The organism is Gilliamella sp. Imp1-1, from assembly GCF_001690415.1.
Taxonomy (GTDB): domain Bacteria; phylum Pseudomonadota; class Gammaproteobacteria; order Enterobacterales; family Orbaceae; genus Gilliamella; species Gilliamella bombi.
This window is the reverse complement of the sequence record NZ_LZHK01000049.1, coordinates 1-12,420: the sequence shown is the minus strand read 5'-3', so window position 1 is coordinate 12,420 and position 12,420 is coordinate 1. Positions and strand designations below refer to the sequence as shown.

Below are 12,420 nucleotides of genomic sequence, written 5' to 3'. Positions count from 1 at the left end.
CTATGACCTATCTGTTACTGGTTGTGTTTTTTCGTAATGATAATTGCCTGTACCTAAAGAACTTGGTCCTAAGCGAGCAAACTTAAACATTAAGAATAATTCAGCAATTAAGAATAGTGTATAAAGTCCACAAATAAGAACCATAGTGAATAACACTTCACCAGCTGTTAATGATGAATTTGCTACTCCAGTCGGTAAGATGTCTTGAATTGCCCAAGGTTGACGTCCATACTCGGCAACAAACCAACCTGACTCACATGCCAGCCAAGGGAACGGTAAAAAAAGAATTAATATGCGGTGTAACCAACGCTTTTCACCAATTTTATTTTTATAAGTGGTCCATAAAGCAAACCCAGTCCCCAAAATCATTAATACACCAAGGCCAACCATAACTCTGAAAGCCCAGAATAGAGGCCAAACTGTAGGAATTGAGTCTTCTGCCGCAGCCTTTATATGCTCTTCAGTAGCCTGAGGTATAGCCAAATTATCACGATCAGTAAAACGCTTGACTAAATAACCATAACCTAAATCAGACTTATTATCTTCAAAAGCTTTCAGTACATTAGGGTCTTGATTACCCTGATGGATCTTCTCCAAATTGCTATAGGCCAATATCCCATTGCGAATTCTTTTTTCATTATTTGCTAAAATATCTTTTAATCCTGTTACTTGAGTATCAAGTGAACGAGTGGTCATTATTCCCATAACATATGGGATCTCTATTGCAAACAAATTTTCTTTATTGCTTTGTGATGGAAAAGCAATAACATTAAATGATGCTGGAGCAGGTTGAGTTTCCCATTCTGCTTCAATTGCTGCAAGTTTAGCTGGCTGAACAGTTGTCATCTCATGACCTGCTTCATCACCCATAATCGCCACAACGATTGACATAATAAATCCAAATGTGGCTGCAACAGCGAAAGATCGTTTGGCAAAGGCAACATCACGTTTTTTTAACAAATAGTAAGAGCTAATACTTAAAATAAAAATAGCACCTGTTAAATAACCTGCTGCAACAGTATGAACAAATTTATATTGGGCAACTGTATTAGTAATTAACTCATAGAAATTAGCCATTTCCATGCGTGAATTAATAGGGTTAAATTCAGAACCTATTGGGAATTGCATCCAACCATTAGCAACTAAAATCCAAAGAGCTGAAAGGTTAGAACCAAATGCGACACACCAAGTCACCATTAAATGTTTACCACGGCTTAATCTATCCCAGCCAAAGAAAAACAAACCTACCATGGTTGATTCTAAAAAGAATGCCATTAAACCTTCAATAGCTAACGGTGCACCAAAAATATCTCCCACATAATGCGAATAATAAGACCAGTTAGTACCAAATTGAAATTCCATGGTTAAACCTGTTGCGACACCTACTGCAAAGTTGATACCAAACAGTTTACCCCAGAATTTTGTCATATCTTTCCAGACTTGCTTACCACTAACAACGTATACCGTTTCCATAATTGCTAGCATAAACGCTAATCCTAGCGTTAATGGAACAAAAATAAAATGATACATTGCAGTAAGAGCAAACTGGAGCCGTGAAAGTTCTACTATATCTAGCATAAACGCTCCCTAATCCTTAAATGCTCACAAATTTCTACGTTATTGCCAAGCATTATACACCGATAATCACAGAATAAAATTGATATACATCAAAAAATTTATATTTTGAGTTGTTTTTTTACTGCATCACCTATATCGGTAAGGCTTGTTACAACTGTAATACCTGCAGATTGCAATGCTTTAGATTTTTCTACCGCTGTTCCTTTCTTTCCTGAAATAATTGCACCTGCATGCCCCATACGTTTTCCTGATGGAGCTGAAACACCAGCAATATAAGCTATAACAGGTTTAGTTACATGTTTTTTAACATATTCAGCTGCTTCTTCTTCAGCACTACCACCAATTTCACCTATCATTACAATAACTTCAGTTTTAGGATCTTGCTCAAGCAATGCTAAAATAGAAATAAAATCACTACCAGGTATAGGGTCACCTCCTATACCTATACATACGGATTGCCCTAAACCAATATCCGTTGTTTGTTTAACCGCTTCATAAGTTAACGTTCCAGAACGCGAAACAATGCCAACCTTTCCTGCACGATGAATATGTCCAGGCATAATACCAATTTTACATTCATCAGGAACAATAATACCCGGGCAATTTGGTCCAATCATTACAACATTATTTTGTTGTAATTTTGCCTTAACAACAAGCATATCTAGAGTTGGAATACCTTCGGTAATACAGACTATTAGTTTAATGCCTGCATCAATCGCTTCCAAAATAGAATCCTTACCAAATGCTGCTGGCACATAAATAACACTAGCTGTTGCACCAGTTGCAACAACCGCTTCTTTAACAGTATTAAAAACAGGTAAACCTAAATGGGTTGTTCCACCTTTACCTGGTGTCACACCACCAACTAACTTAGTACCATAGGCAAGCGCTTGTTCAGAATGAAAAGTTCCCTGACTACCAGTAAATCCTTGACAGATAACTTTTGTTTCTTTATTAACTAAAATTGACATAATAACTATTCTCCATGCGTCCTATTATTTGGCAACAGCAACAATTTTTTGGGCCGCATCTAGTAAACTTTCGGCAGTAATAACATTTAATTTACTTTTAGCTAAAATTTCTCGAGCAAGCTGTGCATTGTTACCTTCAAGGCGAACAACAACAGGAACAGTAAGACCTATTTCTTTAATTGCACTAATAATTCCATCGGCAATTAAATCGCAACGAACAATACCACCAAAAATATTAACTAAAATCGCTTTCACGTTTTTGTCAGATAATATCAACTTAAATGCTTCAGCAACACGCTCTTTCGTTGTGCCACCACCAACGTCCAAAAAGTTAGCTGGCGAACCACCATGTAGTTTAATAATATCCATAGTTGCCATCGCAAGACCTGCACCATTAACCATACAACCAATATTGCCATTTAATGATACATAGCTAATACCTTGTTTTGCGGCAATTGACTCACGTTCATCTTCTTGAGTTGTGTCCCTTAAAATATTTAAATTAGGATGTCTAAAAATGGCATTATCATCTAACACAACTTTTGCGTCCAAACAAATTAGTTCATCGGAATCAGTAATCACTAATGGATTAACTTCAGCTAATGAAACATCATTTTCTAAAAATAGTTTTGCAAAATTAACAAATAACTTTGTAAATTGATTAATTAATTTACCTGTTAATCCCAATTTGAACGCAAGTTCACGCCCTTGGTAAGCACAAGGGCCAGTTAACGGGTCAAGTGAAGTTTTATAAATTAAATATGGTGTTTTTTCAGCAACGCTTTCAATATCAACACCACCTTCTGTCGAAGCCATAATTACTACACGCTTGGAACTACGATCGACCACTGCTCCTAAATAAAGTTCTTTCTGAATATTAGACGCTTTTTCAATTAAAATCTTATTAACTGGTTGACCTTTATCGGTGGTTTGATAAGTAACTAGATTTTGCCCTAACCATTTTTCAGCAAATTGCATTATTTCACTATAGTTTTGAGTACAAATAACACCACCAGCTTTACCCCTTCCCCCTGCATGAACTTGACATTTAGCAACCCAAGCTCCTAAATTTGTCCCTGAAGATAATTCAGCTAATGTATCTTGTATTTCACCGATTGAGTTACAAACATACCCTTCAGGTACAGGCAAATTATATTGTTTAAAAAGATATTTAGATTGATACTCATGCAAATTCATAATGAAATTCCACAGCCTAATTTAATATAAAAAATAGGCAATAATTTTAATGCAAGATAAATAAATTGTATAGCACATAATAACTTATGTTCTGTGTAATTTAGAATTATTGCTGATAATAAGTGACAATGATATACTCCTAAAATATTTTAATATCATAGATAGTAAAGGTACAAATATGAAACAAGTTGGTATTTTTTTTGGTAGTGATACAGGTAATACAGAAAATGTAGCAAAGCAAATCCAACTCATTTTAGGTAGTGACAAAGCTGATCTTTTCGACATTGCAAAAGCCACTAAAGAAAACATTGAACAATACGATTACCTATTTTTCGGTATTCCAACTTGGTACTATGGTGAATCTCAAGCTGACTGGGATGACTTTTTTCCCAATTTAGAAAAAATTGATTTTAGTGGTAAAACAGTGGCTATCTTTGGTTGTGGCGATCAAGAAGACTATGCAGAATATTTCTGTGATGCTATGGGAACACTCCGCGATATTATTGAACCTAAAGGAGCAAAAATTGTTGGACACTGGTCAACCGAAGGTTATAGTTTCGAAGCATCTAAAAGCTTAATTGATGACACTCATTTCATTGGTTTAGCCATTGATGAAGATCGTCAACCAGAATTAACTGAAGAACGTATTAACAATTGGGTAAATCAAGTCAAAACAGAAATGAAAATTTAGTCTATTGAATTGATTTCTTTTATTTACCGTACATAGTTCCTATAATGAATTATGATCAATAAATTAATTGGGAAGTAATATGACAAATCATGATAATGATAATAACGAAGCACTCAAAAGTGCTGGTTTAAAGGTTACGTTACCACGATTAAAGATTTTAGAATTATTACGAGATCCTTCATGCCAACACATTACTGTAGAAGATCTTTACAAAAAACTACTTAATATGGGTGAAGAAATTGGACTTGCAACCGTTTACCGTGTTTTAAATCAATTTGATGATGCTGGAATTGTTACTCGCCATAACTTTGAAGGTGGCAAAGCTGTATTTGAACTAGCAACACAACAACATCACAATCATTTAATTTGCTTAGATTGTGGCGAAGTATTTGAGTTCCGTGATGATATTATCAATGCTAGACAAAAAGAGATCGCAGAACAATATGGTGTTAATTTAACTTTTCACAGTTTATATCTGTATGGACATTGTCAATCGGGCGATTGCAAAGCTCACCCTGAACTTCATCACAAAAAATAAGCCTATTCCAATAGGCTTTTTATTTAAAAATATCTATTCATCTTTTGTGCTAGGATAATAATTGAATGAAACAACTTTTAAATTTTATTCCTCTTGTATTCTTTTTTGTCTTTCTAACCATGTATGATGTTTTTGTTGGCGTTCAAGCATTAATGATCGCTGCTACAGCATGTTTTCTTCTGATTCTTATTTTATATAGAAAACTAGATAAAGTAGAACTAATTTCTTATCTGATGGTTATGGTTTTTGGTGGATTCACACTCTATATGCGTGATCCTAATATCATAAAATGGAAAGTAACTATTATTAATTTCTTATTTGCCTCAGCCCTATTAGTTAGCCAATTTTTTTTCAAAAAAAACCTACTTCAGACAATGTTAGGTAAAGAAATACAACTAGAGACCAACATATGGAATAAATTAAATTTATTATGGATCTTCTTTTTTATATTATGTGGCACCATTAGTTTAGGAGCGACCTATTACATGACAGATGATTTCTTTTGGATATTTAAAGTATTTATTTTACCTGGTGCATCCTTACTATTATCGTTGATATCAGGTATCTATATCTATAAAAATATGAATAAAGATACCGAAAATAAATAAATTGTACATACGGAGTAATTTAGCATGACACAAAATATAGCCCCTAAAGGTCAATTAGTACTTAGAACGCTAGCAATGCCTGCTGACACTAATCCGCATGGTCACATTTTTGGTGGATGGATAATGTCTCAAATGGATCTCGCTGGAGGTATTTTATCAAAAGAAATAGCCAGAAATCGAGTTGTAACCGTTAATGCTAGTAGTATTACATTTTACAAGCCCGCAATGGTAGGAGATGTTGTTTGTTGTTATGCTCATTGCATCAAAACTGGAAAAACCTCTATCACAATTGGTATTGAAGTTTGGGTTAAAAAAGTCATAGATACATCGGATTCAATACAACGGTTTTGCATAACAGATGCCGTATTCACATATGTTTCAGTAGATAAACATAATAATCCAAAACCATTACCTGAAGTATTTCAAAATTATGATTGTACTAAAGATCCAATAACCAAGTTAAACCTAACTGATAGCTAATTAAATATGCAATTTACCTCATTTCATGCATTAATTAGTACTTTGATCTTCCTTATTTATTGGTTGATCATTGTTTCAACAACTTTACGGATTGTCTTTAAGCGAAGACCGACAACTTATGTTATTGCATGGATGCTGGTTATTTATATTTTACCGCTTGTCGGTGTGATTCTTTATTTTTCACTGGGCGAAGCTCACTTAGGTCAGCAACGAGTTAAACGCGCACAAAAAATGCGCCCGACCATTTCCAAGTTTATTAACCAACTAAGTGACTTTCCTGACATATTCACCAACAAAGTCAGCCAAGTCAGCAAACCAATTTTTCAGCTTTGTAAACATCAAACTGGTCTTGATGGAATTAATGGCAACCATATTGAGTTACTGAGTGAAACAACCATAATTTTTAACCGTTTAATTGATGATATAAATCATGCGACATCAAATATCGAAATGGTATTTTATATATGGAATGAAGGTGGTCGTGCTGATGATGTCGAGCAAGCACTTATTCAAGCAACTAAACGAGGTGTAACTTGCCGATTAATGGTTGATTCTGCTGGTAGCAGACATTTTATTAAAAGTAATGCTAGTAAAAGAATGCGTGCTGCAGGCATCATCATTGTCGAAGCCTTACAAGTAAATTTACTTCGATTTATGTTTAGGCGATTAGACTTACGTCAACACCGCAAAGTAGCTATTATCGATAACTATATATCTTATACTGGTAGTATGAATATTGTCGATCCGCGTTTCTTCAAACAAAATAAACATGTTGGCAAATGGGTTGATATCATGGTCAGAATGAATGGTCCCGTTACAACCCTTATGGGTGCCTTATATGCCAGTGATTGGGAATTAGAAACTGGCAAATATTTATCACTACCGAAAATTACTGATTTCGCTGAACCACCTGAAGATAATAAACATATTATGCAATTAATCGCATCGGGTCCAGGTTATATGGAAAACATGATCCACCAAGTATTATTAACAGCAATTTATTCGGCACAAGAACAAATTATTTTCACTACACCTTATTTAGTACCAAGTGATGATATTTTACATGCTGTATGCACAGCTGCACAGCGAGGTGTTGAAGTCATTATCATCATTCCCAAAAATAATGACTCACTAATGGTTAAATGGGCAAGCCGAGCTTTTTTTGCTGAATTATTAAATGGTGGAGTAAAACTCTATCAATTCAATGATAATTTGCTACATACCAAAAGTGTTTTAATTGACAATCAATTAAGTCTTGTCGGTACTGTCAATTTAGATATGCGCAGTTTATGGCTTAATTTTGAAATTACAACTGTGATTGATGATGCAGAGTTCGCTAAATCTTTATCAAATCTTTTACAAAAATATTTATCTAATTCAGATGAAATAAACACCAAAGAGTGGAATCAACGCCCTATTTGGCAACGCATAGTCGAGCGGCTTTTTTACTTTTTCGCACCTTTGTTGTAATTATTAACCTACTTTAAACTTATTATAATTACTAACTACTAATAACCATTTTGAGAAACATCTGGCAAAAACTGATTATCCTTTAATCGATAAACATCACTATCAATAGAACCATCAATATTAAGTGTGATTTCTCGCCAACCCGGTGCATCGTCACTTGATAATTGAAAATCATAACATTCAGGTTTAAATTGAAAGCAAGTTGAAGGAGTTGAAAATGCCTTACAATTATGCCACACATAATCTTGTTTTTGATGAATGTGTCCCCACCCAATTCCTTTTACATTGGGATGTTTTTGAATAATTTTCTCTAACTGGTCACTATTTTTTAAAATATGATGATCTAACCAATAGCAACCAGAATTAACTGGATGGTGGTGTAAAAAAACTAATGCGTCTCTATATGGATGTTCAGTTAAAACATTATGTAAAAACTTGAGTTCAGATTCAGGTAAAAAACCATAAGCCTGACCAGAAACTTGGCTATTCAATAAAATAATCAGCCACTTATCTCCTAACAAAACTGCTTTATTGTCAGCAAAATGATAATTTGCAAACACATCTTGCATATACGCATAATTATCATGATTGCCAGCCAACCACACACAAGGGGTATCAAACTTAATTATTTGTTCGGCAAAACGCGCATAAGCTTTTTTAGAACCATCTTGTACAAAGTCACCCGTTGCGACAATTAAATCAAACTTTTTATTACTACGTTCAACTTCATTTATAACCGCTAGAAAGCTTGCATTAGAATTAACACCAAGCAATGAAGCATTGTCATCAGCAAAAAGATGAGTATCAGTTATATGTAATATTTTACCGTAATTTTTATTACAGATTGGAAGTTTTAGAAATGACTCCAAAATTCACCCCAATTGTCTATTAATCTATAATCATGGTTAATAATGTCAACAACACAATAGACATTGTGACTGAAAAAACAGTTTATTATAAATCCTAGCATTCTATTAAAGTGTAAAATAGTTCTCACATTTATGAAAGAAATAATTAAAAATGATGCCTAAAAAGTTATTTCCACTCTTTTCTTAACAGCTCATGATTAAGTTCTAGCCACTGAAGCGCAATAATTGATGCAGCATTGTTAATCACTCCATCTTTAACCCATTGATAAGCTTGAGTTCGACTTACTACATGAACTTTAATATCTTCATTTTCTTCGTCAAGACCATGAATGCCTTCAGCGGTTGATGAGTCAACTTCACCCACCAAAATGTGCAATTGTTCAGTTAAACCTCCAGGAGATGCTAAATAACTGATGATGGGTTTACATCGACCAATAACAACTCCCGCCTCCTCCATTGCTTCACGTCTTGCTACTTCTTCAAATGATTCATTCTCATGATCCATCATACCTGCAATAAGTTCTAGTATCCAAGGACTATCTTGGGTTTCAATCGCAGCAATCCGGATTTGCTCAATTAGCACAACTTCATCACGTTTTACATCATATGCTAAAAGTACAACCGCATGCCCACGTTCTAAAATTTCACGAGTTACAATCTCACTAATTGAACCATCAAATTTTCGATATTGAAAACGATATTCAAGCAAAGAAAAAAAACCTTTATACAAGATTCGTTTTGTTAAATTAAACACATCATTTTTGTCAAAATTTACCAAACTGTCTTTAATTTTCATAAAAGCTCCCGAATTTAAACTGAATTTGAATAAAAAGTGCGAATGACACACAAACAATACTTACTATATACTAATTATCTGTTAAAATTACGCTATTAAAAATACTACTATATTTTAATGATTTTTAAAGAGAAGATTGATGAAAAAAACCTTAACCTTTTTAATTGGCTTAGCGTTAAGCCAATCTGTCTTTGCTGAAAATTTGATACAAGTTTATGAACAAGCAAAAGAAACTAACCCAGATCTACGCAGTTCATTAGCTGAAAAAAATAAAGCATACGCAGCAATTTCAGGTTCTCGAGCAAGTTTACTACCACAAGTTGGTTTAAGTGCTTCCTACGGTGTTACTCATGGTCGACGTGATACAAGTGGTGTAAAATCTAAAAATGGCAACTTATACCAAGTCGCAGTATCTCAAAGCATTTTTAATTTCTCAAATTGGAAAGCCTTAGATATTACTAAAAAACAAGCAAGTATTGCTGATATTGCCTATCAATACCAAGGTCAAACATTAATCTTAAATACTTCTGTCGCTTATTTTAATGTATTAAAAGCACTTGATGCATTAAGCTTTATTGATGCACAGAAAAAAGCAATTGGCCGTCAGTTAGAACAAACGCGTCAACAACATCAAGTTGGTTTAGTTGCAATCACTGATGTACAAAACGCTCAAGCTAACTATGACTTAACTGTTGCACAACAAGTTAATGCATTAAATGATCTAAATAATGCCATTGAAGCACTGCGCCAAGTAAGTGGTCGTTTTTATTCAAGTTTAGCAAGTGTCAATACCAATACATTTAAAACAGAATCACCAGCACAAATCAGCGCACTGTTAAAACAATCTGAAAAATCTAATCTTAATTTATTATCCATGAAATTAAATCAAGACATCGCACGAGAACAGATTAAACTCTCACAGGCGGGACATTTACCTACAGCAAGTTTAGATGCATCAACTAATTTGAATAAAACTGACAGATATGGTAACAACATCACACCTGGAGCACATAGAGGCAAATCTTATTCAGGGAACAACTATGTTGGCGTCAGTGTAAACCTACCTATCTTTTCAGGTGGTGCAACAATGTCTAAAGTTGAGCAAGCACAACAAAATTACGTGAGTTTTAGCGAAAAATTAGAAAGTACCAATCGAGGTGTAATTAATCAAGTTCGCTCATCATACAATAATATTTCATCATCAATAAGTGCCATCAAAGCTTATCAACAAGCGGTAGTTTCTGCACAAAGTTCATTAGAAGCAACCAATTCTGGTTATCAAGTAGGAACAAGAACAATTGTCGACGTATTAACTGCAACAACTCAACTATACAGTTCTAAACGAAATTTATCAGATGCAAAATATAACTATTTAACCAGTTTACTACAATTAAAATATGCAGTAGGAACCTTAACTGCCAACGATTTAGTTTATTTAAACAATATGTTAGGTAAAGAAGTGAGCACTTTAGTGACGATAAAATAACTATTGGTTCTTTTATGACAACTGTTAAAAAAGGCGAACAAATCGCCTTTTTTATTATGTATAAAAAACACACCTATTACGATATTGCATTCAACACAAATTCAATAAATGCTTTTAGTTTTGCTGGTTGCTGACGATCAGCAGCACAAATCATATTAAGCGGCTTGGCAGGTGGTAAAATTTTTGTAATATGGGAAATAATTTTTTCTGCTTAATTGGTTCTTGTAACATAGATTTTGGCAACATGGTGATACCTAGTCCTTCAATCGCAGCTATCGCTAACGCTGAAGTCTGATTACTTTGAAATGTCCCTGATATAGGAATATTAACTATTTCACCATTAATCATAAACGACCAAACATGATCTTTTTTATTCTGATTCACATATTGGTAAATCAAGCATTGATGTTTTTGCAAAACGAAATAAAAACCTTATTGTTATTGCAAGAAGACAAGAAAATTTGGAACTTTTACAACAAGAAATTGCAAAATTGCCCCAGCATTAGACGTAATTATAAAACTTTGTGATTTATCATAACCAACCAACGCTTATTCCCTTTTTAATGATTTAGACAGCTATTTATTGAAACATGGATTAATAATGCCGGTTTTGGTCATTACGGCAGTGTTAGTGATCAAGATTTAGTAAAAATAGAATCAATGCTTCATTTAAAAATTGAAACCCTAACGATTTTTTTCAACACTGTATGTACGTAAATATCAAAATGAACCCGAAACACAACTAATAAACATCTCCTCCCGAGGCGTGTATACTCTCGTTCCTAATGCGGTAACTTATTGCGCAACAAAATTCTATGTCAATGCTTTTACCGAAGAGCTAGCACAGGAATTAAAGCAAGCTAACGCACAATTAACCGCAAAGGTATTGGCTCCCGCTGCAACAAAAACAGAATTTGGTGAAAAAGCCAATAATGTTAGTGAATACAACTACGATGCAACTTTTACCAAGAACCATACAGCAAAGCAAATGGCCAAATTTTTACTGGCTTTATACGATAGCAACAAAATTATTGGGGAGATTAATACTAAAGATTTCTCTTTTTCACTAAAAGACAGTATATTTCCTTATTCAGGAAATCCGTCAGAAAATCAAAAGTAAGAAAATAATGAATTTACAAGTAATGTTAAATCGAACAGCAAAATATGATTTTTAGCAAAATTGAACTTTGGCAGTCGTTATTTTGATTGCCAAAGTTCAGGATAAAAAGAGAAACATAGCATATTGATTTAAAGTGAAGTTTTATTTACTTCAATCAAAAAATGGCGTTTAAATGAAATTGGGCGCCAGATATGAAATAGGTTTATAAGTGTAAACGGAAAGGTTTTTATAGGCTTTTTAAAAAGTGGTATGTCCACACTTTTTAGTACCAAAAAGATAAGGTCATCGATTTCTTTTGTATTCAATCGGCGACTGGTAATTTAATGTTGAATGAAGTCGATTATAATTAAACCAATCCACATAGTGATTAAATTCCAATTTAAGTTGCGCCAGTGAATCAAAAATAGTATTTGACACAAATTCTGTTTTCACTGCTTTGAATGTGCTTTCTGCAATTGCGTTATCATAGGGGCAGCCTTTGCGACTTAAAGACCGTTTAATTCCAAATGCTGTTAAACATTCATCAATCAAATGATTATCAAACTCTTTTCCTCTATCAGAATGAAACAACTCAATCGTCTGTAAGTTCATTGGAATTTGACTCATAGCTTGCATG

The 12,420-nt window shown here is 33.9% G+C and carries 13 protein-coding genes and 1 pseudogene; 7 read left to right on the top strand and 7 right to left on the bottom strand.

Translation table 11 applies throughout. The features are described 5' to 3' along the window. The 3 genes from A9G38_RS04740 to sucC all read right to left on the bottom strand — a co-directional run bounded on the left by A9G38_RS04740 (position 1) and on the right by sucC (position 3,746). The gene (locus A9G38_RS04740; RefSeq protein WP_034909748.1) at positions 1 to 1,578 is read right to left on the bottom strand and encodes a cytochrome ubiquinol oxidase subunit I; all 1,578 of its coding nucleotides are present in this window, start codon (positions 1,576 to 1,578) and stop codon (positions 1 to 3) included. A gap of 98 nt (positions 1,579 to 1,676) precedes the next feature. Continuing rightward, entirely contained in the window at positions 1,677 to 2,549 is an 873-nt protein-coding gene (gene sucD, locus A9G38_RS04735) for a succinate--CoA ligase subunit alpha (protein WP_034909750.1), read from the bottom strand. Positions 2,550 to 2,573: 24 nt separating this feature from the next. Next, positions 2,574 to 3,746, bottom strand: a complete 1,173-nt coding sequence (gene sucC / locus A9G38_RS04730) for an ADP-forming succinate--CoA ligase subunit beta (RefSeq protein ID WP_034909752.1) — start codon at positions 3,744 to 3,746, stop codon at positions 2,574 to 2,576. Positions 3,747 to 3,924: 178 nt separating this feature from the next. Here sucC and fldA point away from each other — a divergent pair, with 178 nt between their 5' ends. From fldA to cls, 5 genes are all read left to right on the top strand, one after another. Next, the gene (gene fldA / locus A9G38_RS04725; protein ID WP_034909753.1) at positions 3,925 to 4,437 is read left to right on the top strand and encodes a flavodoxin FldA; all 513 of its coding nucleotides are present in this window, start codon (positions 3,925 to 3,927) and stop codon (positions 4,435 to 4,437) included. A 79-nt stretch (positions 4,438 to 4,516) separates the two neighbouring features. After that, positions 4,517 to 4,975 carry a ferric iron uptake transcriptional regulator gene (gene fur, locus A9G38_RS04720; protein WP_034909755.1) on the top strand — a complete coding sequence of 153 codons (459 nt, stop codon included), beginning with the start codon at positions 4,517 to 4,519 and terminating at the stop codon, positions 4,973 to 4,975. A 65-nt stretch (positions 4,976 to 5,040) separates the two neighbouring features. Then, positions 5,041 to 5,583, top strand: a complete 543-nt coding sequence (locus A9G38_RS04715) for an inner membrane-spanning protein YciB (protein WP_034909757.1) — start codon at positions 5,041 to 5,043, stop codon at positions 5,581 to 5,583. Positions 5,584 to 5,607: 24 nt separating this feature from the next. Next, on the top strand, positions 5,608 to 6,063 hold the full coding sequence (gene yciA, locus A9G38_RS04710) for an acyl-CoA thioester hydrolase YciA (protein WP_051634113.1): 456 nt from the start codon (positions 5,608 to 5,610) through the stop codon (positions 6,061 to 6,063). A gap of 6 nt (positions 6,064 to 6,069) precedes the next feature. Then, on the top strand, positions 6,070 to 7,533 hold the full coding sequence (gene cls / locus A9G38_RS04705) for a cardiolipin synthase (RefSeq protein WP_034909759.1): 1,464 nt from the start codon (positions 6,070 to 6,072) through the stop codon (positions 7,531 to 7,533). A 38-nt stretch (positions 7,534 to 7,571) separates the two neighbouring features. Here the strand turns inward: cls and cpdA are convergent, their stop codons facing one another. Further along, entirely contained in the window at positions 7,572 to 8,402 is an 831-nt protein-coding gene (gene cpdA / locus A9G38_RS04700) for a 3',5'-cyclic-AMP phosphodiesterase (protein ID WP_034909761.1), read from the bottom strand. A gap of 166 nt (positions 8,403 to 8,568) precedes the next feature. Continuing rightward, positions 8,569 to 9,198, bottom strand: coding sequence for an ADP-ribose diphosphatase (gene nudF / locus A9G38_RS04695; RefSeq protein ID WP_034909763.1), 630 nt, complete (start codon positions 9,196 to 9,198; stop codon positions 8,569 to 8,571). Positions 9,199 to 9,337: 139 nt separating this feature from the next. Here nudF and tolC point away from each other — a divergent pair, with 139 nt between their 5' ends. Then, positions 9,338 to 10,684 (top strand): outer membrane channel protein TolC, encoded by a 1,347-nt coding sequence (gene tolC, locus A9G38_RS04690; protein WP_034909766.1) that lies wholly within the window; start codon positions 9,338 to 9,340, stop codon positions 10,682 to 10,684. Between the two features lie 150 nt (positions 10,685 to 10,834). Here tolC and A9G38_RS04685 read toward each other — a convergent pair whose 3' ends face one another. After that, the gene (locus tag A9G38_RS04685; protein WP_176713230.1) at positions 10,835 to 11,068 is read right to left on the bottom strand and encodes a hypothetical protein; all 234 of its coding nucleotides are present in this window, start codon (positions 11,066 to 11,068) and stop codon (positions 10,835 to 10,837) included. A 2-nt stretch (positions 11,069 to 11,070) separates the two neighbouring features. Here A9G38_RS04685 and A9G38_RS12790 point away from each other — a divergent pair. Beyond that, positions 11,071 to 11,804: pseudogene (locus A9G38_RS12790) on the top strand (SDR family NAD(P)-dependent oxidoreductase). 282 nt (positions 11,805 to 12,086) lie between these two features. On the opposite strand, the gene A9G38_RS04675 reads toward A9G38_RS12790, so the two are convergent. Further along, positions 12,087 to 12,420, bottom strand: a 334-nt coding sequence (locus A9G38_RS04675; protein WP_065623264.1) for an IS3 family transposase, incomplete at its 5' end; no start/stop codon positions are given.